Annotated in this window: 27 protein-coding genes; 12 read left to right on the forward strand and 15 right to left on the reverse strand. The window is 66.1% G+C overall.

Going from position 1 to position 22,700, the window contains the following annotated elements:
* Positions 1-60: 60 nt before the first annotated feature.
* The gene (locus NKJ34_RS08880) at positions 61-339 is read left to right on the forward strand and encodes a hypothetical protein (RefSeq protein WP_253737934.1); all 279 of its coding nucleotides are present in this window, start codon (positions 61-63) and stop codon (positions 337-339) included.
* Positions 340-350: 11 nt separating this feature from the next.
* On the opposite strand, the gene NKJ34_RS08885 is transcribed toward NKJ34_RS08880, so the two are convergent.
* Positions 351-1,184 carry an ABC transporter ATP-binding protein gene (locus NKJ34_RS08885; protein WP_253737935.1) on the reverse strand — a complete coding sequence of 278 codons (834 nt, stop codon included), beginning with the start codon at positions 1,182-1,184 and terminating at the stop codon, positions 351-353.
* Positions 1,181-2,278: a vitamin B12 ABC transporter permease BtuC gene (gene btuC, locus NKJ34_RS08890; RefSeq protein WP_253737936.1), complete on the reverse strand. Its 1,098-nt coding sequence runs from the start codon at positions 2,276-2,278 to the stop codon at positions 1,181-1,183. Before btuC ends, NKJ34_RS08885 begins: the two co-directional genes overlap by 4 nt.
* 59 nt (positions 2,279-2,337) lie before the next feature.
* Here btuC and NKJ34_RS08895 point away from each other — a divergent pair, with 59 nt between their 5' ends.
* The 4 genes from NKJ34_RS08895 to NKJ34_RS08910 are packed head-to-tail and all read left to right on the forward strand — an operon-like array spanning position 2,338 to position 5,022.
* On the forward strand, positions 2,338-3,456 hold the full coding sequence (locus tag NKJ34_RS08895; RefSeq protein WP_253737937.1) for a PGF-CTERM-anchored ABC transporter substrate-binding protein: 1,119 nt from the start codon (positions 2,338-2,340) through the stop codon (positions 3,454-3,456).
* Between the two features lie 58 nt (positions 3,457-3,514).
* Positions 3,515-3,790 (forward strand): signal recognition particle subunit SRP19, encoded by a 276-nt coding sequence (gene srp19 / locus NKJ34_RS08900; protein ID WP_253737938.1) that lies wholly within the window; start codon positions 3,515-3,517, stop codon positions 3,788-3,790.
* On the forward strand, positions 3,790-4,014 hold the full coding sequence (locus NKJ34_RS08905; RefSeq protein ID WP_253737939.1) for an H/ACA ribonucleoprotein complex subunit GAR1: 225 nt from the start codon (positions 3,790-3,792) through the stop codon (positions 4,012-4,014). The genes srp19 and NKJ34_RS08905 overlap by 1 nt, the downstream gene beginning before the upstream one ends.
* Before the next feature lie 48 nt (positions 4,015-4,062).
* Positions 4,063-5,022 (forward strand): presenilin family intramembrane aspartyl protease PSH, encoded by a 960-nt coding sequence (locus NKJ34_RS08910; RefSeq protein ID WP_253737940.1) that lies wholly within the window; start codon positions 4,063-4,065, stop codon positions 5,020-5,022.
* A 30-nt stretch (positions 5,023-5,052) separates the two neighbouring features.
* Here the strand turns inward: NKJ34_RS08910 and NKJ34_RS08915 are convergent, their stop codons facing one another.
* From NKJ34_RS08915 to NKJ34_RS08940, 6 genes are read right to left on the reverse strand one after another with little or no spacing between them, the layout of a single operon-like run.
* Positions 5,053-5,586 carry a PUA domain-containing protein gene (locus NKJ34_RS08915; protein ID WP_253737941.1) on the reverse strand — a complete coding sequence of 178 codons (534 nt, stop codon included), beginning with the start codon at positions 5,584-5,586 and terminating at the stop codon, positions 5,053-5,055.
* A 39-nt stretch (positions 5,587-5,625) separates the two neighbouring features.
* Positions 5,626-5,799 carry a hypothetical protein gene (locus tag NKJ34_RS08920; protein WP_253737942.1) on the reverse strand — a complete coding sequence of 58 codons (174 nt, stop codon included), beginning with the start codon at positions 5,797-5,799 and terminating at the stop codon, positions 5,626-5,628.
* The gene (locus NKJ34_RS08925; RefSeq protein ID WP_253737943.1) at positions 5,799-6,296 is read right to left on the reverse strand and encodes a LabA-like NYN domain-containing protein; all 498 of its coding nucleotides are present in this window, start codon (positions 6,294-6,296) and stop codon (positions 5,799-5,801) included. The genes NKJ34_RS08920 and NKJ34_RS08925 overlap by 1 nt, the downstream gene beginning before the upstream one ends.
* Positions 6,289-6,966, reverse strand: a complete 678-nt coding sequence (locus NKJ34_RS08930) for a DUF2110 family protein (protein ID WP_253737944.1) — start codon at positions 6,964-6,966, stop codon at positions 6,289-6,291. The genes NKJ34_RS08925 and NKJ34_RS08930 overlap by 8 nt, the downstream gene beginning before the upstream one ends.
* The gene (locus tag NKJ34_RS08935) at positions 6,966-7,490 is read right to left on the reverse strand and encodes a transcription factor (protein WP_253737945.1); all 525 of its coding nucleotides are present in this window, start codon (positions 7,488-7,490) and stop codon (positions 6,966-6,968) included. The genes NKJ34_RS08930 and NKJ34_RS08935 overlap by 1 nt, the downstream gene beginning before the upstream one ends.
* Before the next feature lie 56 nt (positions 7,491-7,546).
* Positions 7,547-8,110 (reverse strand): tRNA (cytidine(56)-2'-O)-methyltransferase, encoded by a 564-nt coding sequence (locus NKJ34_RS08940; RefSeq protein ID WP_253737946.1) that lies wholly within the window; start codon positions 8,108-8,110, stop codon positions 7,547-7,549.
* A 130-nt stretch (positions 8,111-8,240) separates the two neighbouring features.
* Between NKJ34_RS08940 and NKJ34_RS08945 the strand changes: the two genes are divergently transcribed.
* The 5 genes from NKJ34_RS08945 to NKJ34_RS08965 all read left to right on the forward strand — a co-directional run bounded on the left by NKJ34_RS08945 (position 8,241) and on the right by NKJ34_RS08965 (position 13,847).
* Positions 8,241-8,729, forward strand: a complete 489-nt coding sequence (locus tag NKJ34_RS08945; RefSeq protein WP_253737947.1) for a redoxin domain-containing protein — start codon at positions 8,241-8,243, stop codon at positions 8,727-8,729.
* 45 nt (positions 8,730-8,774) lie between these two features.
* A complete protein-coding gene (locus tag NKJ34_RS08950; protein ID WP_253737948.1) occupies positions 8,775-9,578 on the forward strand; it encodes an HD domain-containing protein in 804 nt (267 codons plus the stop codon).
* A 130-nt stretch (positions 9,579-9,708) separates the two neighbouring features.
* Positions 9,709-11,430, forward strand: a complete 1,722-nt coding sequence (locus NKJ34_RS08955) for a type II/IV secretion system ATPase subunit (protein ID WP_253737949.1) — start codon at positions 9,709-9,711, stop codon at positions 11,428-11,430.
* Entirely contained in the window at positions 11,430-13,490 is a 2,061-nt protein-coding gene (locus NKJ34_RS08960) for a type II secretion system F family protein (protein WP_253737950.1), read from the forward strand. The genes NKJ34_RS08955 and NKJ34_RS08960 overlap by 1 nt, the downstream gene beginning before the upstream one ends.
* Positions 13,491-13,562: 72 nt before the next feature.
* Complete coding sequence (locus NKJ34_RS08965) at positions 13,563-13,847, forward strand: DUF357 domain-containing protein (RefSeq protein WP_253737951.1); 285 nt, start codon at positions 13,563-13,565, stop codon at positions 13,845-13,847.
* Positions 13,848-13,922: 75 nt separating this feature from the next.
* Here the strand turns inward: NKJ34_RS08965 and NKJ34_RS08970 are convergent, their stop codons facing one another.
* From NKJ34_RS08970 to NKJ34_RS08990, 5 genes are all read right to left on the reverse strand, one after another.
* Positions 13,923-15,791 carry a PAS domain-containing protein gene (locus tag NKJ34_RS08970; protein WP_253737952.1) on the reverse strand — a complete coding sequence of 623 codons (1,869 nt, stop codon included), beginning with the start codon at positions 15,789-15,791 and terminating at the stop codon, positions 13,923-13,925.
* Positions 15,784-17,229 carry an ATPase domain-containing protein gene (locus NKJ34_RS08975; protein ID WP_253737953.1) on the reverse strand — a complete coding sequence of 482 codons (1,446 nt, stop codon included), beginning with the start codon at positions 17,227-17,229 and terminating at the stop codon, positions 15,784-15,786. Before NKJ34_RS08975 ends, NKJ34_RS08970 begins: the two co-directional genes overlap by 8 nt.
* Positions 17,230-17,323: 94 nt before the next feature.
* Positions 17,324-18,802, reverse strand: a complete 1,479-nt coding sequence (gene cysS, locus NKJ34_RS08980; protein WP_253737954.1) for a cysteine--tRNA ligase — start codon at positions 18,800-18,802, stop codon at positions 17,324-17,326.
* Between the two features lie 55 nt (positions 18,803-18,857).
* Positions 18,858-19,151 (reverse strand): DUF7521 family protein, encoded by a 294-nt coding sequence (locus tag NKJ34_RS08985; RefSeq protein ID WP_253737955.1) that lies wholly within the window; start codon positions 19,149-19,151, stop codon positions 18,858-18,860.
* A 58-nt stretch (positions 19,152-19,209) separates the two neighbouring features.
* Positions 19,210-19,716, reverse strand: a complete 507-nt coding sequence (locus NKJ34_RS08990; protein ID WP_253737956.1) for a DUF7523 family protein — start codon at positions 19,714-19,716, stop codon at positions 19,210-19,212.
* 102 nt (positions 19,717-19,818) lie between these two features.
* On the opposite strand from NKJ34_RS08990, the gene NKJ34_RS08995 reads away from it, so the two are divergent.
* Together NKJ34_RS08995 and NKJ34_RS09000 are read left to right on the forward strand one after the other, a co-directional pair.
* Positions 19,819-20,697: a CbiX/SirB N-terminal domain-containing protein gene (locus tag NKJ34_RS08995; RefSeq protein WP_253737957.1), complete on the forward strand. Its 879-nt coding sequence runs from the start codon at positions 19,819-19,821 to the stop codon at positions 20,695-20,697.
* Positions 20,698-21,819: a DR2241 family protein gene (locus NKJ34_RS09000; protein ID WP_253737958.1), complete on the forward strand. Its 1,122-nt coding sequence runs from the start codon at positions 20,698-20,700 to the stop codon at positions 21,817-21,819. It begins immediately after the preceding gene.
* A gap of 23 nt (positions 21,820-21,842) precedes the next feature.
* Here the strand turns inward: NKJ34_RS09000 and NKJ34_RS09005 are convergent, their stop codons facing one another.
* Together NKJ34_RS09005 and NKJ34_RS09010 are read right to left on the reverse strand one after the other, a co-directional pair.
* On the reverse strand, positions 21,843-22,415 hold the full coding sequence (locus tag NKJ34_RS09005; RefSeq protein WP_253737959.1) for a DUF7524 family protein: 573 nt from the start codon (positions 22,413-22,415) through the stop codon (positions 21,843-21,845).
* Positions 22,416-22,461: 46 nt separating this feature from the next.
* Positions 22,462-22,656, reverse strand: coding sequence for a methytransferase partner Trm112 (locus NKJ34_RS09010; protein ID WP_253737960.1), 195 nt, complete (start codon positions 22,654-22,656; stop codon positions 22,462-22,464).
* Positions 22,657-22,700: the final 44 nt, after the last annotated feature.

Below are 22,700 nucleotides of genomic sequence, written 5' to 3' on the forward strand. Positions count from 1 at the left end.
GGCTCGGGCCGCTCACCGCATAACCGGTGGTTTTAGGCCGTCGACGCCAACTGGTTGGTGATGGTCGACACGGAGTTCCCGGAGCCCCAACCCGGACCGTCGTGGGAGCAGCTGCGGGTTCGGCTCGCCTGTAGCGCGGGCGTCGCAGTCCTCCAGCTCGTCGTCTTCTGGGAGTTCGTTATCCGGTCGCTACCGCTGCTGTGGCCGCCGATGGAGCCGCTCAGTCAGTGGGCGACGTTCCTCATGCTCTCGGCGGGTTCGTTCGTCGTGATTTCGGGGCTGTTCGGCACGCTCATCGCCGATCAGCTCTACAAACGGTATCTGGTCGACGACCGGTAGCCGCCGGCTACTCACCGCTCGTCGGCCCGTTCTTCTTCGGCTCGTTCTCCTTCGGCCCACTCTTCTTCGGAGAGCGCGGTCACCCGCGGCGAATCGGTCGTCGGATCGGTCGCGACGACCGTCCGGGCGTCGAAGGCCGCTTCGAGCGTTCCGCTCGTGAGCACTGCTTCGGGCGCGCCGGCCTCCAGTACTGACCCCTCGGCGAGCAACACCAACTGGTCGCAGTAGCGGGCGGCCAGATTCAGGTCGTGGATCGCCGCTACCGCCGCCCGTCCCTCGTCGACCACCGACCGCACCAGATCGAGGGTGTTGATCGCGTGGTTGATATCGAGGTTCGCGGTCGGCTCGTCCAACAACAGCAGCGGCGTCTCTTGGGCGAACGCCCGCCCCAGCAGGACGCGCTGGCGCTCGCCGCCGCTCAGTTTGGTCACCGGTCGATCTGCGAGCGCCGTGAGATCGGTGTGTTCGAGCGCTTCGCGGACCGCCCGCCGGTCGTCGGCGTCGGCGGTCCCGAACCGGCCGATATGCGGATTCCGGCCCATGGCGACCGCATCCTCGACCGAAAAGGAAAACGAGAGTCGCGTCTCCTGTGGCACCGTGGCGACCAGTCGACCGGTCTCGCGGGCCGACAGGTCGCCGACCGCGTGACCGTCGACCCTCACCCGTCCCCCTGTCGGCTCGATGCTTCCCTGCATCGCCCGCAGGAGCGTCGTCTTGCCGGCCCCGTTAGGGCCGACGAGCCCGACGAGGTCGCCCGCACCGGCGGTGAGCGAGACCTCGCTGATGATCTCACTGCCGGCGAGGTCGACCGACAGGTCCTCAACGACGAGCGTCGGGTCGCTCATAGCTCGTGGACCTCCCGGCTGCGCAGTAGATAGAGGAAGAAGGGCGCACCGAGGGCGGCGGTGACGATGCCGACCGGGATCTCGGTCGCGCCCGCACGAGCGATCGTATCGGTCACCACGAGGAACGACGCCCCAGCGAGCGCCGCCGCGGGCAACAGCACCCGGTGGTCGGGGCCGGCGACCAGTCGAACCATGTGGGGGACGATCAGTCCGACGAAGCCGATCACCCCGGAGACGGCGACCGCCGCGGCGGTGAGGACGGCCGAGACCGCAAGCAGGATCCGCTTAGTTCGTTCGACCTCGACGCCCAGCCCGTGGGCGGCCTCCTCGCCGAGCAGGAGGACGTTGAGATCCCGCGCGTAGGCCAGCAGGATTCCGAACAGTAGCGGGACAACGAGGAGGGTGACTGTCACGTCGTCCCAGCCGGCGTTGCCGAGGTGGCCCATCAGCCAGTGGACGACCTGTCGGAGCCCGTCGCCGCTTTTCAGTTGGAGGAAGGCGATCACCGCACCCAGAAAGGCTTGGATGGCGACCCCCGCCAGCAGTAGTGTCGCAACCGGCGTCCGGCCCCCCTCGGTGGCGATGGCGTAGACGGCGAACGCCGACAGCAACGCGCCGGCGAACGCCGCCCCCTGCAGCCCGAGGCCAAAGGGGATCGCGATCGGGACGACCAGAAACGCGACCGCTCCCGCCGCGGCCCCCGAGGAGACGCCGATGATCGAGGGGTCGGCCATCGGATTCCGAAAGAAGCCCTGCATCACGGTGCCGGCGGCCGCCAGCGCGAAGCCGACGCCCGCCGCCAAAAGGATTCGCGGGAGCCGGACCCGCATCACGATCGTCCGGTGGGTGGCGTCGACCGGATAAGCGAACGGCGACTGCCACTGGATCGACGGCGCGGGCAACTGGAGGACACCGCCGGCCGAACTGCCGGTCAGCTCGATCCCGGTCGGCACCGCAACGGCGTTGAGCAGCACCTGCAGCACGGCCAGCGGGTGGATCGACACCGGGCCGATCCCGGCGCTCACGGTGATCGCCACCCCGAGGATGGCGGCCAACCACAGCGACCAGCCCACCGCACGCTGGCGTACGTCCATGACTGAAAGCGACCTTGGAGTAGTGAAATACTTATTGACTTCCCACCGAAGACCGGACAATGCATCGGAATTCACGAATTCTCGTGTCGCTCCTCGTCGTGGTCGCACTGCTGGCGATCGCGCCCACAGGAGTCACTGCACAGCCAGCCGAGCCGACCAACGACTCGGCGTTTCCGGTCACGCTGACCGACGCGACCGGCACCGAAGTGACACTCGACGAGCGGCCCGAGCGCGTCACGACGACGAACCCGAGCGCCGCACAGGTAATGTGGGAACTCGATGCCGACTCGCAGGTCGTCGGCCTCACGCAGTTCGCCCACTATCTGGAGGGAGCCGAAACCAGACAGAACGTCTCGTCGACGGAGTTAGGCGTCAGCGTCGAGCGCGTCGTGGCGACCGAGCCGGATCTCGTGCTCGCGCCGAACGCAACGAGCGTCGAGACCGTCGAGCGGCTTCGGGAGGCCGGGTTGACGGTGTATCACTTCCCGGCGGCGACCGACTTCGCCGACGTCAAATCCAAGACTTCGACCATCGGGCAGTTGACCGGCAACGAGCAGGCCGCCCGCGAGACCAACGCGTGGGTCGACGCCAACGTCGAGGCGGTATCAGCGGCGACCGCCGACGCCGACCGGCCGCGGCTGCTGTACCCGCTGTTGGGTGGCTTTGCGGTCGGCGGTGACACCTTTATCCACGAGATCATCACGACTGCGGGGGCCGAAAACGTCGCCGCCGCCGAGTTCGACGGCTACGAGGTCCTCAACGACGAGCGGGTCATCGAACTCGAACCCGAGGTGCTGTTGGTCACCGACCAGACCGAGGGCCAGATCCTCGGCAGCGAGCCCCACGCGTCGACGCCCGCCGGCCGGAACGGCGAGACGGTCTCCCTCGAAGTGAACTACATCAACCAACCGGCCCCCCGGAGCGTCGTCTACTCGACGCGTGATCTGGCGACACAGCTCCACCCCGGACCGTACGACGAGTCGGCGTTCGTCAGCCGCAGCGAGGCCGCCGCCAGCCTCGATGGGTCGGCTGCCAATGCGACCGATATGGACGACTCGAATGCGACCACCGACGACAGCCCGACTGGCGTCTCGGCCCCCGGCTTCGGGCCGGTCGTCGCGGTGCTGTCGCTGGTCGGTGGGAGCCTCCTGCTCGGCCGGCGGTCGGGAGCCGCCTGAATCGGTCGACCGGTCGACAGTCGTAACGGTATTACCGCAGCGCCACCCTTGCCCCTGTATGGTCGAAAACGTGCTGTGGCCCGCCTACTTCGACGCCGGGCTCACCCGGTCGGAGGGCCGACGCGTCCCGATGGATCTCGCGGTCGACGAGCCGACGGTCGACGAGATCGCCGACGCCGTCCAGCAGGTCGGCTACGACGCGGTGATCGAACGCGAGAAATCCTACTCCCGGGAGTTCGACGCTCGCGGTCGGGTGCTCGTCAAGGGGGCCGACGACACCAAAAACGACCTCGTCCAGGCGATCGGGGCCTACGTCGACCTCCTCCGCGAGTAATGCGCCGGATTGGCACCGTCGACCGAACCGCCCAAGGGTTGGCGATCGTCGGCGTCGAGAGCGACGACGTCCCCGACATCGGCCTGATGGTCGTCGATGAATCGCTGTCTACTGTCGGCCGGATCGTCGACGTCTTCGGCCCCGTCGATGGCCCCTACGTGGCGATCACGCCGACCGGCCCGTCGCTGACCGAGCTCGTCGGGACAAAGCTATACGCCCGTTGAGCGGCCGGGAACACAACGCCCAAAGCCCCCTCGGCCCAACCCGGTGATATGTTTCCCCGGGAGTACCGCGGTGTCGCGGGTGCCGTCCTGCTGTTTTTGTTGATCCAACTCGGCTCGCTCGCGTTGGTCCAGACCTTCTTCGAACAGGGGTATCAGGCCGTCGAGAACCCCGACGATCCGACCAACAGTCTCCTGTATATCGGTGCGATTTTGGTCGCAACGCTAGGCTTTCTGGCCGCCTTCAAGTACGACTTTGACTGGATCGTCCGGGTGGTCATCGTCGCCACCAGCGGCCTGCTGTCGTGGTACGTCTTCAGCGCGCTGATGCCGTCGACCGTCGCCGCCGGCCTCGGCGCGGCGGTTTCGGTCGCGCTGTGGGTCTACCCCGAGTGGTACGTGGTCGACACCGCCGGCGTCCTGATGGGCGCGGGCGCCGCGGGCCTGTTCGGCATTACCTTTGGGCTCTTGCCTGCGCTCGTGTTGCTGTCCGTGTTGGCAGTGTACGACGCGATCAGCGTCTACGGCACCGAACACATGCTCGATCTCGCCGACGGCGTGATGGATCTCCGGATTCCCGCGATCCTCGTGATCCCGCTGTCGCTGTCGTACTCGCTGCTCGATGACGACCCCGAGACGGGCGACCAAGTGGCTACCGACGAGGACGGACACGACGACAGTGACGCCGACGAGGACGTCGAGGACGACCGCGACGTGTTCTTCATCGGGCTCGGCGATGCGGTGATTCCGGGCGTGTTGGTCGCCAGCGCCGCCTTTTTCTCGCCAGCCCCGCAGTTCGTGGTGCCGGTCATCGAACTCAATCTCCCCGCGCTGCTCGCGCTGGTTGGGACGCTCGGCGGCCTGCTCGTCCTGATGCGGATGGTGATGAAGGGTCGCGCCCACGCCGGGCTTCCGCTGCTCAACGGCGGGGCGATCGGCGGCTACCTGCTCGGCTCGCTTCTGGCGGGGGTCTCGCTGGTCGAGACGGTCGGTCTAGCCGGCATCGTATAACAGTAGTCGCCGACTACTCATCAGCGTCTGTCAGTCGTCGACGCCCTCGCGCACCTTCACGGCCATCCCGCTGTCGAAATCAGCCATCCCGTCGGCCGACAGTTCGGCCCGTCCCACGGCCAGCAACTCGCCACGCTCGTGGACGACCAGAACCTCGTCGCCGGGTCTGACGGCGGGGTCGACCTCACTCACGAACTTCGCAAACGTGTTTTTGCCGTCGCGGACGAACGGTTCGGACTCGTCGCCGACGACCACCCGGTTGGCCGGGGCCGGAAGATCGAGCAGCCGACGCCCGCCCGCGATCCCGAGGGTAAACCGGCCGTCGACGCCGTAGGAGACCAGCCGGGCATCGTCGGTGTGGACCTGTCGGGGCCGGCCGCCGGTCGACCGGCGGATCTCGAAGCGCTCGTCTGTCGGGAACAGCGTCGTCCCCGCCCCAGCACCGAACTGGTAGTCGGCGACCGTCCGCAGGGCGTCGATATCGCGGGCCGGCGTGCTGCCGTCGGCCCCATCACTGGCGGCACCGACATCCGACTCCCCGGTCGACGCGGGCTCGTCGCTCATACCGTGAGGTTCCGCCGAGTAAATAAAAATGGGTGGATTTCAGACGGCCTCGACGAGCCGATTGCGGAACCACCACAGCAGCCCGAACAGCACGACGCCGAGGGCGACCCCGGCCAGCGTACTGCCGAAGACGGCCCGGCCGAGGGCCATCCCGACCGCCCCGCCGACGATGAGCGGTACGGCCGCCGATTCGATCCGTTGTGGGTCGATCATTACAGGAGGAAGTGGTTCTCGTCGTCGGAGAGATCGGTGAACTCGTCGGTCGCGTCGATCAACTCCTCGGCGGTCGAGGAGCCGAAGGCCATCACTTCGACCTTGACACCCTCGTGGCGGAGATGCGAGCAGAGTCGCGAGAAGTCGCCGTCGCCCGTACAGAGGACGACCGTGTCGACGTGGTTGGCGAGCGTCACGGCGTCGAGACTCATCCCGACGTCCCAGTCGGCCTTCTTCGTGCCGTCGCCGAACGTCTTGATCTCCTTGATCTTGGTCTCGAAGCCGATGTCGATCAGCGCCTCGAAGAACTTCTCTTCCTCCGGGGAGTCCGCCCGGATGACGTAGGCGATCGCCCGCGTGAGTTCGCGGCCCGAGACCGCCCCATCCAGCAGCGCGGAGTAGTCGATGTTTCGGGAGTAGAGGCTCTGGGCCGTGTGATAGAGGTTCTGGGAGTCCGCCAGCACGGCGACCCGCTGGTTGGGGTGGATATCAGTCATCCTCGCCCCCGATCACACACCGGAGTTCGGACGGGAGGTACTCGCCGATCGCTGCGAGCAGTCCCGGCGGGTCGGTCCCCTCGCCGGTGATGATCGACTGTTCGAGCAGGCCGAGCCGCTCGACGGTGACGATGTCTTGGGCGTGGCCCGCGCGGTTGACCGTCGCCCGGACCTCGCCGCGAGTGGCGCTGTTGACGTTGACCCGACCGCGACCGCGGCTCCAGTCGTAGAGCCGGTCGACTTCTTCGTCGGCCAGTCGCGAGGGGTCGCCGTAGACGAACGTCATCGGCAAGTGTTGAACGAGGCCGAACCGCTCGCGGATCTGTGAGGGTGTCCCCTGTCCGAGGCCGAGTTCGGCGGCCGGAACCCGGATCTTCTCGCCGGCATCGAGGGTGATCCCCTCGTCGTCCCACGAATCGAGGGTGCCGACGTAGGTTTCGCCCTCGGTGAAGTGGTCGGTGATCTCGCCCCACCGCTCGCCGAGGACGTTCCGGGCGGCCGTCGCGTCGTCACCGGTGAGGGTGACGGTCACGAAGTCGTCGCGGCGGACGCCGATCTCGGCCTCGACGCTGAGCTGGTGGATGTCGTTTTCTATCAGTGATCCGAGGCTCTTGAGCGCGCGCTCGCGGGCCTCACCGTCGACGTAGCATTTGGTTGCGAGGACGACCATTAGGCGTGGATGTCGACGTTGAGTTCGTCGCGGAGGTCGTCGATTCGCTCCTCCATCGCGCCGACGAGGCGGTCGTTGTCCATCGACTCCAGCGGGGAGGCACACTCCGGACACTCGAAGCCGAAGTCCATCGCCTCGCCGAACTCGAAGCGGATCGAACACACTTCACAGAGGTAGAACTCGTGGGTGCGCTCGTACTCCTCGCGTTCTTCGAGCGCATCCAGCAGGCGGTGCATCTCCGCTTCGAGGTTCTCGGGAATGTTGTCGTAGTGGAACGTCCAGAGATAGGTCAGCCAGCCGGAATCCTCGTCGCGGAGCCGGCGGTAGGAAGCCAGATCGTTCTCGTAGAGGATGAACAGGGCACGGCGGACCGTGTTGAGTTCGAGATCCAACTGCTCTGCGAGCTCTTCGTCGGTTACTTCGCCGTCCGGCGGGGCCGCCGCGACCGGCATCCCCTCCGGACCGACCAACTCGTGGAGGTACTTCTGGATAACCGGGTCGTTCAGTAGATCCTCAAAAGCCATTACCGGTCTTGGGCGGTGAACTCGGTTAAAACCACCGAACCGCCCCCGTGGTCGCCTCAGGCGTCGGGATTCCGGTCGACCGCGCTATCTCCGGAGACGACTTTCTTCCCGGTCGACTGCGGGATCACGCGGTTCTCTGCGTCGACCCACTCCTGATCCAACTCCCGCCCCTCGAACAAGCGATCCAGAAAGACGGCCAGCCCGGCGACCTCGGAGTGGGGTTGGTTGGTGACGCCGACGTTCCAGTCGGCGTACTCGTAGATCTCGAAGGGGACCTTTTCGCCGCCGACGACCACCAGCAGCGGCTCGTCTTCGATGGCGGTTCGAACCTCGCTTTCGACTTCTTGGACCGGCAGCCCGTACATCGTGAGATGGACGACCCTGCCATCCCAGTCGTCGACGAGCGCCCGGAGGCTCCCGCTCTGTTCGATCTCGAAGGCCCCCCCGAATCGGTTGGTGATGTCCCGAACGGTCTCGACCGACTGGCCCGCGTTGTCGGGGACGATCACCCGGTCGGCACCGAGCGCGCGGGCGGTCAGCCCGACGTGGGTCGTCATCCGGTCGTCGCGTCCGGGGCGGTGGCCGTAGCGGACGACGACGACCTCGTGTGGCGTCTGCATGCCGGAGTCGACTCGGCGCGCGGCCCTGTGGGTTTCGTTTCGCCGCTCGACTCGGGGTCGGTTCCGGCCGGTAGCCGCTGACTACTGCGTCGACCACAACGTTCAATCGGTGGTAGTGGCTGGCTACCGTATGGTCTCTCCCGGCGATCAGGCACCCGATTTCACCGCACCGCTCGTCAGCGACGGCGACACTGTCGCCACTACCTTGTCGGACCATCTCGGCTCGGGCCCGGTCGTGTTGGCCTTTTTCCCGGCGGCGTTCTCCTCGACCTGCACGACGGAACTCTGTACGTTCCGCGACGATCTCGCGCAGTTCAACGACCTCGGAGCCACCGTCTTTGGCATCAGCACCGATACCTCGTACGCGCTCGAACGGTTCCGCCAAGAGGAAGGGCTAACGTTCGATCTGATCAGTGACAACGACGGCTCGATCATCGACGCCTACGACATCGTCGACGACGAGTCCTTTGCCGGGAAGGGCATGACCGGCGTCGCCACCCGCTCGGTGTTCGTGGTCGACGACGCGGGGACGATCCGGGATGCGTGGATCGCCGACAATCCGGGCCAAGAGCCGGACTACGAGGCGGTCGTGTCGGCGGTCGAATCGCTGGCCGACTGACGCTCGGGGGAGTGTTTTTGCCGGTCGGGTCGAAACAGGCTTCGAATGAGTGATACCGAGCAGTCGACCTTCGAGTACGACCCCGACGCCAACCATCCCTATCCCGACGAGCGGCTGAACGAGCTCCTGCCGATCGTCACCTCCGATCCCGAGATCGTCACCTATCTTCGGGCCCAGAACGTCAACGCCGTCACCCGCAAGCGCTACAGCGACCACGGCACGAAGCACATCGAGATCGTCCGGAACCGCGCGCTGCGGCTGTACGAACTCCTCAAACGCGCCGGCGTCGAGTGCAACGGGGCCCGAGAACAGGGCCTCGAGGAGTCCTTCGAGCCAGTGATCCTCCTGCTGGCGGCGACGCTCCACGACGTCGGCCACGTCGTCCACCGCGACAGCCACTCGTATTATTCGATCCCGCTGGCCGCCGATATCCTCGACCGACTGCTGTCTGACCTCTACGACATCGAAACCGCCGTCCGTGTGAAAGCGGAGGTCCTGCATGCCATTCTCTGTCACCATACTGCCGAGACGCCGCTGACGACGGAGGCCGGCATCATCCGGATCGCCGACGGACTGGACATGGAGCGTGGCCGCTCGCGGATCCCCTACGAGCACGGCGGCCGCGGGATCAACACGCTGTCGAGTCAGGCCATCGAGAACGTCCGGCTCATGCCCGGCGACGACGTGCCGGTGTTGGTCGAAATCGAGATGATCAACGCCGCCGGCGTCTATCAGGTCGACAACCTCCTGAAGGCCAAACTCGACGACTCGCGGCTCGAAGACGAGGTCCGGATCGTCGCGGTCAACACCAAGGCCGACGACATGCTAGTCGAACGCATCGAACTCTGAGACCACGGCGACGGCGGCCTCCACCCCGGCGCGTCGTCGAACGGTCGACGAACTGACTGCATTTCAACATGATTTTCCGATTGATTATTAAGTAGGCCGAACAGATATGTCGGCTACCACGGCCACCAGTATGTCAGACACAGAGCCGTCACCGGAGACCGACTGGGACAGCGAGCGTGGCGACCGCTCCAGTCGCGGCCGGGGCGACACCGCCGGCCGAGAGGGCTTTTTCGAGACCGCGGCCGCCCGACTCGAAGCGCTCCGCCATCGCTTCGACGTGGCCGCCGAAGTCGTTCGTGGCTCGTCGCTGTCGACCCGGCCGTTCCGGCCGACCGACGGGCCCGTGGCCACCTTTCGGGTGCCCGACGGGGAAGCCGAGGTCGACCGCTACTGGGTCAACGCCCCCTTCGCTTACGTCGTGATCACCTACGACGACGAGGCCAGCGAGCGCTACTACTACGCCGTCGAACCGGATCTCGATTCCTTCGAGCGGGAGCTGCTGGCCCGGATCAAAACCGACATCCGCGCGCCGCTGATGTACCAGTCCGACGACGACGCCAGCACCGACGACGTGCTGATCGAGGAGCTGGCGCGACTCATCGAGACCTACGGCATCGAGGTCGACATGGGGACGTTCCACACGCTGTTCTACTACCTCAAGCGGGATTTCCGCGGGTTCGGCAAGCTCGACCCCCTGCTGAACGACGCCCACATCGAGGACATCTCCTGTGACGGCTACGAGCTACCGATCTTCGTCTACCACGACCAGTACACCGATATACAGACCAACATCTCCTTCGGCGAGCAGGAACTCGACAACTTCGTGATCCGGCTGGCCCAGCAGTCGGGCCAACACATCAGCGTCGGCGATCCGATGGTCGAAGCCACCTTGGAGGACGGCTCCCGTGCCGAACTCTCGCTGGGTCGGGAGGTTACCCCTCGTGGGTCGGCGTTTACGATCCGGCAGTACGCAGACGACCCCTTCACACCGATCGATCTGATCAACTACAACACCTTCAGCATCGAGCAGATGGCCTACTTCTGGCTCTGTATCGAGCACAACAAGAGCCTGATCTTCGCCGGCGGCACCGCCTCGGGGAAGACCACCTCGATGAACGCGGTGTCGATGTTCATCCCGCCGCGGTCGAAGGTACTGACCATCGAGGACACCCGCGAACTGTCGCTGTACCACGACAACTGGCTGTCGTCGGTCACCCGCGAGCAGATGGACGAGGGGTCGGATATCGACATGTACGACCTGCTGCGGTCGGCCCTGCGGCACAGACCCGAATACATCATCGTCGGCGAGGTCCGCGGGCAGGAAGCGGTCACGCTGTTCCAGGCGATGAACACCGGCCACACCACGTTCTCGACGATGCACGCCGACTCCATCGAGACCGTCATCAACCGGCTTGAAAACGAGCCGATCAACGTCCCGCGGGCGATGGTCCAGTCACTGGATATGCTGTCGGTCCAGACGCAGGTCCGGATCGACGACAAGCGACTCCGGCGGTCGCGGGTGATCGGCGAGATCCGCGGCATCGACCAGCGGACCGGCGAGTTGGACTACGCCTCGGCGTTCAACTGGGACGCCAACACCGACAGCTTCCAGAGCAACGACAGCGAACTCCTCGGGGAGATCCAGGACGAACGCGGCTGGAGCCGCAACGAACTCCTCGAGGAGATGCGGAACCGACGGCGGGTGCTGTCGTACCTCCAGCAGAAGGGCATCAGCGACTACCGGGAGTTCACTGCGCTGATCAACGAGTATTACGCCGACAAACACCGGGTGCTCGACCGCATCGAAGCCGACGAGTCGGTCGACGATCCGACCGCCGAGCCCGCCGAGTGATGCTCAGCTACATCCCCCTTCTGGTCGGCCTCGCGCTGTTCGGCGTGCTGTTGTTGCCGCTGGTCAGCGACCGCGCCGAGATCGTCTTCGACGGCGTTGGCCAAGCGCTGCTGGGGTCGACGCTCAGTACCGAGCCCCGCCGTCGCAACCAACGTCCGAAACTCGAGGCCGCCCACGTCCCGCGCTCCCACCGATCGTTTGCGGCCCAGACCGTGCTGTACTCGATCGTTGCGGCGGTCGCTACGGGGATCGCCAGCCTCACGGTCATCTGGCAGCTACTGGCCTTTCTCGCGGGGCTGGCCGGCGATATTGCCCTCCTGTCGACGCTGGAGGGGGTCGGCGTCTTCGAGTTCGACGTGCGGCTGGCGATCACGTTCGTCGGGAGCCTGCTGGTGACCGTCGCGGTCGGCGTCGCCGCCAACTGGCTGCGGTGGTTCGTCCTCGATCAGCGGGCCTACTCCCGTGGCTCGCAGATCGACGCCTCCCTGCCCCGGACGGTCGCGTTCATGTACGCGCTGTCCCGCAGCGGGATGGCCTTCACGCAGGTGTTGCGGACGCTGGCGGAGAACCGCGGGGTCTACGGCGAGGCCGCCGTCGAGGTCGACGCCACGGTCAAACAGATGGACCTCTTTGGGGTCGACCTCCAGACCGCCATCGAGGACATGGGCGACCGGACGCCCTCGGAAAACATGGGAGAACTCAGCGAGAACCTCGGCAGCGTGCTGGGCAGCGGCCGGAGCCTCTCGGCGTACCTCCACTCGCAGTACGAACGCTACAAGGAGGAGGCCGAGGCCCAACAGGAGCAGTACCTCGAACTGCTGTCGACGTTCGCGGAGGCCTACGTCACCGTGTTAGTGGCGGGGCCGCTGTTCGTGATCACGACGCTGGCAGTCATCGGCCTCGTCCTTCAGGACACGCTGGCGCTGATGCGGGTGATCACCTACGTCGGCATACCCCTAGCGACCTTCGGCTTCATCGTCTATGTCGACAGCGTCACCGAGGACGCCGAGACACAGCAGGCCGCGGATCACGACGAGGAACTCGTCGACGCGGGATCGATCCAGCAGCCGCCGGCGGTCGCCGACGGTGGCGTGGTCGACCGGTGGACGAGCCAGCGCGAGCGGCTGGCGATGTACGACCGCCTCGACCGCTGGCTGACGTGGCTCACCCAGCCACTCGAGTTGGTCCTCCGTCGACCGAGGATCACCTTCGGGCTCACCGTCCCGGTCGGGCTGCTGTGGACCGGCTTCACGATCGGCGACTTCGAGTTGACCCCGTTTGCCGTCCTCGAAGCCGTCGTCCCGCCGCTGGCCGAGGCGACCATCGTCGCCCTCGGGGTCTATGCGCTGGCCTACGAGCTTCGCAAGCGGCAGACCCGTGACATCGAGCAGGCGGTGCCGGATTTCCTCGATCGGTTCGCCAGCGTCAACGACGCCGGGATGTCGATCGTCGAGAGCTTCCGGCGGGTCAAAGACAGCGATCTCGGCGCGCTGACGCCCGAACTCCGGCGGGCGTGGCGGGACGTCCAGTGGGGGTCGGACGTCGCCACCGCGCTCAAGCGGATGGACCGGCGGATCGGCTCGCCGCTGGTGACACGGGCGGTGACACTGTCGACCAACGCGATGGAGACCAGCGACGACATCGCCCCCGTCCTGGAGATCGCTGCCGACGAGGCACGGTCCGCACAGTTGCTGAACCGCCAACGCCAGCAGGTCATGCTCACCTATCTGGTCGTCATCTACGTCGCGTTCCTCGTGTTCCTCGGGATCATGGCCGCGCTGATGATCTCGTTCATCCCCGCGATCGAGGACGTCATGGCCCAGACGGCCGAACGTGCCGCCGGGGCGGGGCCGGCTCCGGGTGGCGGGATCGGGCTGGTCGGCAGCGGCGAGGACATCAACATCGCCGGCTACGAGACGGTCTTCTTCCACGCCACGCTCGTTCAGGCGATCTGTTCGGGACTGGTCGCCGGCCAGCTCGGACAGGGATCGGTCAACGATGGCGTGAAACACGCCACGGTGATGTTACTCGTCACCTACGTCGTGTTCACGTTCCTCTAGGGAGCGACTACTGCCACCGGTCGGCGTGGGTCGACCCGACACGGCTTTCCCCACGAGGGAGTACCCTCGGGTATGCCCGCCGACCTCATCGAGAAGACCGACCGCTACGAGCAGATGCTCGCCGACGCCCTCAATGTCGCCGAGGCGGTCCCGCCGGCCGAGACGCCGCTGGCCGAGGCGGCGACCGACTGTCGGGTGATGGCCGCCTCCTATCTGGAGGACGGTCGACACTTCCGCGAACACGACGACCCGGTCAACGCCTTGGCCTCGTTTTCCTACGGCTACGGCTGGCTCGATGCGGGCGTCCGGATGGGGCTGTTTTCGATCCCCGAGGAGACCGAACTGTTCACGACGTGAGCGGCGTCCGTGGCGTCGCCACCACGCGAACATCGGTGATTGCGTCGACGGGTGTGCGGCTCCCGTCCGGTTCGACTACCGACCGCCGTCACGGCTCTCCCCGTCGACGGTCGTCGAGACGACCGGCAACGAGACCGTCACCGCCGTCCCGCGGGGATCGCGGTCGGTAATCGTGACCTCGCCGTTGGACCGTTTGACCACCCAGTAGACGAGCCACAGCCCCAGCCCGCTGCCGTGGGACAGCGCCCCGATCGCGGTTCCCGTCTCGAGGACCTCCCGGTCGAACGCCGAGATGCCGGGCCCGTTGTCGGCGACCCGAACCTCGGCCATCCCGTCGTCGACGGTCACCGTCACCGTGACCTGTGGCGTCTCGTGGTCGTTGTGGGCGGCTGCGTTGGTGATCAGTTCTTCGAGCGCCGAGTCGATCGTCGGCAGCGCCGTCACGACGACCGCCTCGGGCACCGATACCGACAGCTCTGCGGGCCACTCGTCGGCCACCGTCGCGGCGATCCGTTCGATGTGGTCTGCGAGGTCGACGCGTCTGATCTCGGCGTCCTCGCTGAGGACCTGCGTGATCTCGTGGGACTTCTCGCTTGTCGTCAGGAGGTCGTCGGCCGTCTCGATGATCGCGTCGGCGGCGGTCTCGAGGTCGCCGTCGACGGCGGCCCGAAGCTGGTTGCCCCGGCCGTAGATCACGTTGAGACTGTTGCGGATGTTGTGCCGGAGGATGTTGTCCAGTACGTGCAGTTGGCGGGTTCGCTCGTCGAGATCGGTCACGTCCCGACAGATCGCCAGTGTCCCCGCCAGTTCGCCGTCGTCGTCGTAGTAGGGATATCGGCTCGTGTAAAAGACCGCCTCCTTGCGGCTGTGTTCGAACGTTGGGGTGACGCTGTAGGTGACCGGCTGTTCGGTCCAGTAGACGAGCCGTTTCCGTCGCTCGATGGTCCGGGCCGTCTCCTCGTCCATGAAGGCGTATTCGTCGGTTCCCATCAACTCCTCGGCGGGAAGCCCGGCGAACTCACACAGCGCGTCGTTGACCAACAGGAACTGGCCGTCGGTGTCCTGCAGCATGATCGGGTCTTCGAGCCGCTGGACGATGTCGCGGTGGCGCTTCAGCTGGTCTTCGAGCTGTTTCCGCTCGGTAACGTCGGTCTGGACGGCGACGAACGCGCTCGGCTGGCCGCTGTCGTCGGTGATGGGTGCGATCGTCTGATCGGCGGTGTAGCGGCTGCCGTCCTTGCGGCGGTCGACGATCTCCCCGTGCCACGTTTCGCCTGCCGAGATCGTCTCCCAGAGCTGGTCGTAATGTGAGTCGGTCATCTCGCCGGAGTTGAGCATCGTCGGCGTGTTGCCGACCGCCTCCGCTTGGCTGTAGCCCGTCGTCTCCTCGAAAGCGGGGTTGATGTACTCGATGGTGCCGTCGGCGTCGGTGATCATGATCCCGTGGCCGGAGGCTTCGACAGCCCGCCGGAACTTCCGGAGCCGTTCGGTCCGGGCCTTGAGGTCCAGCGACTGCTCGCGGAGCCGCTGGAGTGCCCGCAGTCGCCATTCGAGTTCGGCCTGCCGGATCGGCAGCGAGATCAACTCGTCTACGGTCGTCGCGAACACGTTGTCGGCGAGTTCGCCCCGGTCGGTGTCGACGAGATCGCTGTTGAGATCCGAGACCAGCAACAACACGGGCAACAGCGCCGGCTCGGCGGCGGCCTTCGCCGCCGCGATCGTCTCGCTGTGTTTGAGCAGCGCGGGCTGGTCGACCAGACAGATGTCGACCGTCGACTCGACCAACGGGCCGTCGTCGGCGACCACGTAATCGTCGTGGGCCTCGAGCCACTCCCGGAGGACGCGCTCGTTGCCGCTGTTGGCGATCAACGGATAGATGACCGTCGGATCCTGCGAGGGGTCGTCGGTCCGATTCCCTGCCGGACCGTCGCTCGGCTCAGTCATCGTTCCAGTCCGGCGTTCCGGTGAGGATTCCACGCAACTCCGCCAGCGGCTCGCCCACCACGAGCCCTTTGTCGGTGATTTCGAGGGCGCGGAGCGTCGACTCGAAGTCGCTGGTCCGTTTCTTGAGGACGCCGATCACTTTCCGGAGTTCGCCCCTGTGTTCGACGTGTCTGAAGAAGACGATATCGTCGGCCAGATGGCTGATCCGGTGTTCGGTCGCCCTGAAGTCGCCGGTGATCCGGTGGACCTCGTTGGTGATGATCCCCGTGACGTTCATGTTTCGCAGGTATTGGCCGATCTTGACGAGCCGGTGGCTGGGGTCGGCGCCGGCCTCGCTGAAGGCCCGCTCGTAACCGGTGACGCCGTCGATCATGACGATCTCGGCGGCGTCGTCCTCGACTGCGGATCGAACGCGGTGGGTAAACTCATCGAGGGTTAGCTCGTCGGTCCCGATCTCCCGAATCACGACGGTTCCGGCGTCGACCTGTTCACCGAGCGGCATGCCGAGGGCCTCCGCACGGGTCAGCACGGTCCGTCTGCTCTCCTCGAAACTGTACAGCACCGACCGCTGGCCGTTGGCGGCGGCCTCGGTGATGAACTGCAGGCCGGTCGTCGTCTTGCCGACCCCGGTGGGCCCGCTGAGAAACGAGACCGTGCCGGTGGTGAGCCCGCCGCCGAGCAGCGAATCGAGTTCGTCGACGCCCGACGACAGCGTCGAAACCGAGCCCTCACGGTAGTGGTCGGTCGGATCGAGCCGGGGCCAGACGCGCATGCCGTCGGCGGAAATCGTGACCGTATGCGGCCCCCGACGAACGGCCGACCCGCGGAACTTCGGGACCGACAGCGTTCGATGGTCGCTGTCGGCCGAAAGCGAGATCACCGCGTCGGCGAGGAACTGCAGATCGTCGTCCGGCACCGAGTCGGCGGCCTGCGAGGTCAACATCACGGTCGCCCCGTGACTTTTGAGGAAATCCAGCAGGCTCAACACCTGTGTCCGGAACTGTCGGTCGTCGCGGGCCAGATGTCGGAGCTCGGTGACGGGGTCGACGAGTACCCGCGTCGGCTGGTGTTGCTCGACGGTCTCGCGGATCCGGTCGACGAGCGACGTCGTCTCGACCTCATCGGGCTCGAACAGATCGTACGACTGGTTGCCCTGAAACTGCTCGCCGGACGGCGAGAGGTCGAGGAACTCGACGTGGTCGACGTCCAGTCCGAACCCCGCGGCGGTCGCTTCGAGATAGTCCGCCGGCTCGCCGAGATTGATGTACACCACCGGCTTGTCGGCCGCTGCCAGGAAGTAGAGCCCGAAGATCGTCTTGCCAGCGCCGGGCGTCCCACGGACGAGCGTCGCCGATTCGGGGAGTAGTCCGCCATGCAGGACGCTCGTTGCGTTCGGCACGCCCGTCGGAACCCGTCGCTGACCCGTCGGATTATCCATATCTATGGCATACGATAACATCGCATAACATACTTTCCCATACCGACGCACTGCAGTCCGACGGCGTCGACCGGCGTGGTGCCGCCGGTCCCGCCTACTCGAAGCGGAACGTCGACTCCTCGCCGCTGTCTTCGACCGTGACTCCGAGGGCATCCAGTCGGTCCCGGATGGCGTCGGCCTGCTCGTAGTCGCCGGCCTCGCGGGCCTCCTCACGCACGTCCAAGACGAGGTCGACCAGATCCGTGGCGATCCCGACGTCGCCGTCGGAGACGCCGCCGAACTGCAGTCCGAGGGCGTCGCCGCCGAACCGCTCGAACGTCTCGACCGCGCGTTTGAGCCCGCCGTAGTCGTAGCGTGGGGCGTCGTCGACGTGTTTGTTCACGGCGGTGGTCAGTTCGAGCAGGGCGGCGGTCGCCTCCCGGACGTTGAAGTCGTCGTTCATCGCTGCGGTGAACTCCTCGCGGGTCTCCTCGACCGCCTCGCGGAGGTCGTCGTCGGTCGCCTTGGCGTGGGCGTCGACCGAATCAAGGGCGTCGACTGCCGCGTCGTAGGCCCGCTGGAGGCGCTCCCACCGCTGTTCGGCTTCGGCCATCGCCGCCTCGGAGAAGGTCTGTTTCGAGCCGTACTCGGTCGACAGATAGAACGTCCGGATGACGTTGGGGCCGAACTCGTCTAAGGCTGCCTCGACGGTGAAGAAATTGTCGAGGCTCGAACTCATCTTCTCGCCTTTCGTCTCCAGCAGGCCGGTATGGAGCCAGTAGTTGGCGAACTGCTGGCCCGTCGCGGCCTCGCTTTGGGCGATCTCGTTTTCGTGATGCGGGAAGACGAGATCGTGGCCGCCGATGTGGATGTCGATGGAGTCGGCCAGATGGGTCATCGACATCGCCGAACACTCGATGTGCCAGCCCGGCCGCCCCTCGCCCCACGGCGACTCCCACGTCTCCCCTGTAGGGATATCTGCGCCGTGGTCGTGTTTGGCGTGTTCTTCGATGGCGGTCTCCGAAACGCCGCCGGCCTTCCAGAGCGCGAAGTCCGCGGGGTTCCGCTTCTCGGAGCGCTCGTCGGGATCGCCCTGAGCTTCGAGCTCCTCCAGCCGTTGGTTCGAGAGCTTGCCGTACTCCTCGAACGTGATCACGTCGAAGTATACTGATCCGTTGGTTTCGTAGGCGTGGCCCGATTCGACGAGCGTCTCGACCAGTTCGATGATATCGGGAATGTGTTCGGAGACCCGTGGGTAGACCGAGGCGCGCTTGAAATTGAGGCCACGCATGTAGTCGACGACTTTCTCGATGTAGTGGCGTGCCACGTCGGCTTCGGTCTCCCACTCCGGTCGCTCGCCGATGCGGGCGGCGATCTTCTCGTTGACGTCGGTGAAGTTCTCGACGTGGGTGACGTCGTAGCCCGCCACGTCGAGCCAGCGGTGGATGACGTCGGCGTGGGTCCACAGCCGGGCGTGGCCGAGATGGGGGTCGTCAGAGACCGTCAGCCCACAGACGTAGATCAGGACATCGTCGCCGGTCGGCTCGAACTCCTCGCGCTCGCCTGTCAGCGTGTTGGTCACCGAGAGGGGCATCGTTGGCCGAACCCAGAGCGGGAGGCGGTTTGAAGCCGTCGAAAACGGAGCCGACCTACCGCTTCAGCGAGTAGGCGATCATAACGAAGCCGATCAACACGAAGCTGCTCTCGATGACCACGCCGACGATCAGCGCGGTTTCGAGGAGTTCGTAGGCCAGCCCCGCGAGAATCGAGCCGAACAGCACGAGCCCGAAGCCGGCAGCGAGATAGCCCAGCGACTGGTCGCCGGTCCGCCGGTAGGCCTTGGTGGCGTAGTAGACGACCGACCCGCCGGCGACGACCATCAGCGCCTTTACCACGAGGAGCGCAAGCGGGAGGAGTCCGGAATCCACCGTGGTATGTGCCATACATTCCGTTTTAATGTGCGACTAATAACGGTTCCGAGTCGGTCCGTCGGCACGACGCTCAACCCGACTCCGCGACTGATTCGATCAGCCGGACCGCGGTCGCCCCTTCGCGCCGCGGGACGACCACGACCAGCGACCCCCCGACCATCCCGGCCCCGCCGACCGGCACCCCGGCGATCCGGAGCCGGCCGAGGACTGCCGCCAGCAGCCGGGCGTCGACCGCGCCGGTCACCGCGACCGCCGTGGGATCGTCGATTGCCGGTGTCTCGGCGGCCCCCTCGTCTCCCGCCTCGCCCGACCCACCCGCGGTGGCCCCGTCGACCGACAGCACCTCCTCGACGGTCTCGGCGTCGCTGTGGAGGCGGACGGTGATCGAGCGTGCTCCGGTGTCGGCGGGTTCGAGATCGGCGGCGAACCGGCGGAGGGCGGTGGCGATCGCCTCCCGGTCGCCGTCGACGTCCAACGATTCGGCGGCGGCGGTGTAGTTGACGACCCCGGCTGCGAGCGCCTCGTAGAGCGCCGGCCGGTCGCGGACGGCCTCGCGGGTGGCGGCGGCGAGTGACATACCGCTTCACGCGCAGGCGAGCAGCATGATTATTTCGCCACGCCGAGCCGGTCGTTGTGCCAACCCAAAGTCCCTAAGCCCGCGGGAGCCGTCCGTTCGGGTATGCAATCGCTGGTCATCGTCGCCCACGGCTCTCATCTCAACCCCGATTCGGCGGCGCCGACACACGCCCACGCCGACACCATCAGGGAGACCGGCGTGTTCGACGAGGTCCGAACCGGCTTCTGGAAGGAGCAACCCTCGTTCCGTGAAGTCCTCCGCACGGCGCGGGGCGAGGACATCTACGTGGTCCCGCTGTTCATCAGTGAGGGGTATTTCACCGAGCGGGTCATCCCCCGCGAACTCCGGTTGGAGGGGTGGGATCCAGCACTGTGGGAGTCCGATGGGATTTCGGCGGATACCGCCACGCTGGTCGCCAGCGACATCGACAAAGAAGTTCACTACTGTGGCCCCGTCGGCACCCACGAGGCGATGACGGACGTGTTGATCCGGCGGGCCGTCTCGGTCACCGGCGACGACGAGGTCGGCGAGGGCTTTGGGTTCGCCGTCGTCGGCCACGGCACCGAGCGCAATGAAAACAGTGCCAAAGCGATCGAGTACCACACCGAACGCATCCGTGAGACCGGTCGGTTCGACGAGGTCCGAGCGCTGTATATGGACGAAGAGCCGGAAGTCGACGACGTCGCTGACCACTTCGACAGCGAGGATATCATCGTCGTCCCGCTGTTTATCGCCGACGGCTACCACACCCAGGAGGACATCCCCGAAGACATGGGACTGACTGAGGATTACCGCACGGGGTACGATGTGCCCGCCGTGGTCGACGGCCACAGAATCTGGTACGGCGGCGCGGTCGGCACCGAGGAGCTGACCGCCGACGTGATTCTCGAACGCGCTGCCGACGCCGGTGCGGATATCGGCGATGCGATCGCGCGGGTACGCCAGCAGACCAAACCGACGACAGGGGCGGTGGGCGAGTAGATGTCTCTCGAACCCACGCTTTCGGACACACAGCTGGCGGCGTTCAGCGAGGCGCTTGCGGAGGGCCGAATCGACCACGACGGGCTGGCTGCCGACTACGACGCCGACGCGGACACCTATCGGATCGAGACACCCGACCGACAAACCACTGTCAGTGCCGAGGAACTTCCCGTCGACGCCGAGCAGGCGGCGTACATTTCGAACTGGTATTTCTATACGCGGACGGTCGACAGCGAGGTCACATGGGCGTTCTGTCGGTGGCTCGAAGCCGCCGCGGAACGCCCGGTTCCGGACCGCTATGCCGCCCTTGATGCCGGTATCGAGCGGGAGTGGGGCCAACTCGGGATCACCACGACGATCTCCGAGGACGGCACGCGCCACTACGAGCTTCGCCACGTCGACGACGGTGACGCGGACGCGACCACACTGACACCCCACACGGACCCCTTCGAAGCCCGTGATATCGGGACGCTCGATGCGAAGGGTCGATACCGCCCGCTCCGAACCGCGCCGTCGCTGAAACAGGGGTGGATCTTTCCCGATCTCACAGCCGACAAGCTGTACGAGGCCGTCGAGGCGTTCTATCCGGCGACGGTCGTCAACTGGTACCGCGAACAACAGGGCGAACTCGACGTCGACCACTGGCGGGACGAACAGGACCGACAGAGCGGGATCTACAATCTCATCACGGTGCTGCCGGACGAGGCCGTCGACTGGGCGGCGGCGGCCTGTTGTGACGACTCACAGTGTCTCAAACGACGCGAGTGGCAGCTGTCGGACGACGAACCACTCGATGCCGAGAGTGGTGACGGTGTCTTCCCCTGCCGCGAACCGTGCTCAATGGTCGTCGCTGCGGGGCGTGAGTGGGCCAAACTCGAACGGGAAGACACCCGAACCTACGAGTTCGAGCTGACGCCGAGTGAGAAAGCACAGATCGAGGAGCTCATCGACGTGGTCGCCGACGGCGCGGTCGACGAGATCCGGGAGGCCGACGTCGGCGAGGGGGCCAACCGCTACCGGGTGCGGTATCTCCGCGAAAAACGGGTCGACGAGCAGGGGAACCTTTCGGGAACACCGACCGACCCGGAGGACGAGCCGGATGTCGACCACGACGGCGACTGAGCGGCCCTGTGATCAGTCGCGGCTCACCGCTGCCGCCTGACCGCCAGTGTGGCCGCCAGCGCGGCGATCAGCGCCACCGAGCCGAGGAACGCGGCGGTGTTCTGGGCGAGCGCTGCCACCACGAGGGTGGCACAGATCAGCAGCGTTACGCCGGCGACCAGCGCCGTCGACCCGCGGTCGGCAGCGGCGAGTAGCCGCTCGCGGGGGGTCGGCGGCTCGGGGGCCTCCCGCTGGGGTTTCGCCAGCGACTCGTCGACCGTGACCGACTCGGTGACCGTCCCCGGCGGCGAGACCGTGACGGTTGTGTAGGCCGACTCGGCCCCGTAGGCGGTGACGATCTTCAGCCGGCCGGTGACCGGGGTGTCGATGCGCCGGGTGTCGACCGGGACCGAGCGGCGGCTGTAAGGTTCGACGTAGTGGTTGGTCTCGGCGAGGCTCGCGACCGCAGAGAGGTCGTCGTCGAGGTTACAGTGGACGTGGACGGCCTCGCCGTGGTTACGGAGCCGGATCTCGAAGGGGCCGTCGGTTTCGAAGTCGGATGGCGCGGCTATCTCGTGGAGACCGCCGCGGTTGAGGTCGACTGAGAGGCGCGCCACGTTCGAGAGTCGTTCCCACACCTCAAAAAACTTCAGGCTAGACCGGTTAGGCGGCGGCGTCGTCCCGCATATCCGGCGGCAGCAGGTTCGGAATGCCGTCCTCGATCGGATACGTCTCGCCGCACTCCGGACAGCTCAGCATCCCCGCCATGATCTCGCCGTCCTCGCGGTCCTCGACGGCCAACTCGAGTTCGTGTTTGTCGATCGGACACCGGATGATCTCCATCAGCGACTCCTTCATTGTTCCCTTTTCGGCGCGGCCCAATCAAAAGCCTACGGGTTCGT

Origin of the sequence: Halohasta salina (assembly GCF_024178165.1) — an archaeon.
GTDB lineage: Archaea > Halobacteriota > Halobacteria > Halobacteriales > Haloferacaceae > Halohasta > Halohasta salina.

Coding starts and splice junctions, on each gene's coding strand:
- NKJ34_RS08905 (WP_253737939.1), top strand. CDS start 3,790: ATGCGCCGGATTGGCACCGTCGACCGAACCGCCCAAGGGTTGGCGATC.
- NKJ34_RS09000 (WP_253737958.1), top strand. CDS start 20,698: ATGTCTCTCGAACCCACGCTTTCGGACACACAGCTGGCGGCGTTCAGC.
- NKJ34_RS08970 (WP_253737952.1), bottom strand. CDS start 15,791: ATGACTGAGCCGAGCGACGGTCCGGCAGGGAATCGGACCGACGACCCC.
- NKJ34_RS08925 (WP_253737943.1), bottom strand. CDS start 6,296: ATGACTGATATCCACCCCAACCAGCGGGTCGCCGTGCTGGCGGACTCC.
- srp19 (WP_253737938.1), top strand. CDS start 3,515: ATGGTCGAAAACGTGCTGTGGCCCGCCTACTTCGACGCCGGGCTCACC.
- NKJ34_RS08990 (WP_253737956.1), bottom strand. CDS start 19,716: ATGTCACTCGCCGCCGCCACCCGCGAGGCCGTCCGCGACCGGCCGGCG.
- NKJ34_RS08985 (WP_253737955.1), bottom strand. CDS start 19,151: ATGGCACATACCACGGTGGATTCCGGACTCCTCCCGCTTGCGCTCCTC.
- NKJ34_RS08975 (WP_253737953.1), bottom strand. CDS start 17,229: ATGGATAATCCGACGGGTCAGCGACGGGTTCCGACGGGCGTGCCGAAC.
- cysS (WP_253737954.1), bottom strand. CDS start 18,802: ATGCCCCTCTCGGTGACCAACACGCTGACAGGCGAGCGCGAGGAGTTC.
- NKJ34_RS08880 (WP_253737934.1), top strand. CDS start 61: ATGGTCGACACGGAGTTCCCGGAGCCCCAACCCGGACCGTCGTGGGAG.
- NKJ34_RS08920 (WP_253737942.1), bottom strand. CDS start 5,799: ATGATCGACCCACAACGGATCGAATCGGCGGCCGTACCGCTCATCGTC.
- NKJ34_RS09010 (WP_253737960.1), bottom strand. CDS start 22,656: ATGAAGGAGTCGCTGATGGAGATCATCCGGTGTCCGATCGACAAACAC.
- NKJ34_RS08965 (WP_253737951.1), top strand. CDS start 13,563: ATGCCCGCCGACCTCATCGAGAAGACCGACCGCTACGAGCAGATGCTC.
- NKJ34_RS08895 (WP_253737937.1), top strand. CDS start 2,338: ATGCATCGGAATTCACGAATTCTCGTGTCGCTCCTCGTCGTGGTCGCA.
- NKJ34_RS08955 (WP_253737949.1), top strand. CDS start 9,709: ATGTCAGACACAGAGCCGTCACCGGAGACCGACTGGGACAGCGAGCGT.
- NKJ34_RS08910 (WP_253737940.1), top strand. CDS start 4,063: ATGTTTCCCCGGGAGTACCGCGGTGTCGCGGGTGCCGTCCTGCTGTTT.
- NKJ34_RS08915 (WP_253737941.1), bottom strand. CDS start 5,586: ATGAGCGACGAGCCCGCGTCGACCGGGGAGTCGGATGTCGGTGCCGCC.
- btuC (WP_253737936.1), bottom strand. CDS start 2,278: ATGGACGTACGCCAGCGTGCGGTGGGCTGGTCGCTGTGGTTGGCCGCC.
- NKJ34_RS08960 (WP_253737950.1), top strand. CDS start 11,430: ATGCTCAGCTACATCCCCCTTCTGGTCGGCCTCGCGCTGTTCGGCGTG.
- NKJ34_RS08995 (WP_253737957.1), top strand. CDS start 19,819: ATGCAATCGCTGGTCATCGTCGCCCACGGCTCTCATCTCAACCCCGAT.
- NKJ34_RS08885 (WP_253737935.1), bottom strand. CDS start 1,184: ATGAGCGACCCGACGCTCGTCGTTGAGGACCTGTCGGTCGACCTCGCC.
- NKJ34_RS08950 (WP_253737948.1), top strand. CDS start 8,775: ATGAGTGATACCGAGCAGTCGACCTTCGAGTACGACCCCGACGCCAAC.
- NKJ34_RS08940 (WP_253737946.1), bottom strand. CDS start 8,110: ATGCAGACGCCACACGAGGTCGTCGTCGTCCGCTACGGCCACCGCCCC.
- NKJ34_RS08930 (WP_253737944.1), bottom strand. CDS start 6,966: ATGGTCGTCCTCGCAACCAAATGCTACGTCGACGGTGAGGCCCGCGAG.
- NKJ34_RS08935 (WP_253737945.1), bottom strand. CDS start 7,490: ATGGCTTTTGAGGATCTACTGAACGACCCGGTTATCCAGAAGTACCTC.
- NKJ34_RS08945 (WP_253737947.1), top strand. CDS start 8,241: ATGGTCTCTCCCGGCGATCAGGCACCCGATTTCACCGCACCGCTCGTC.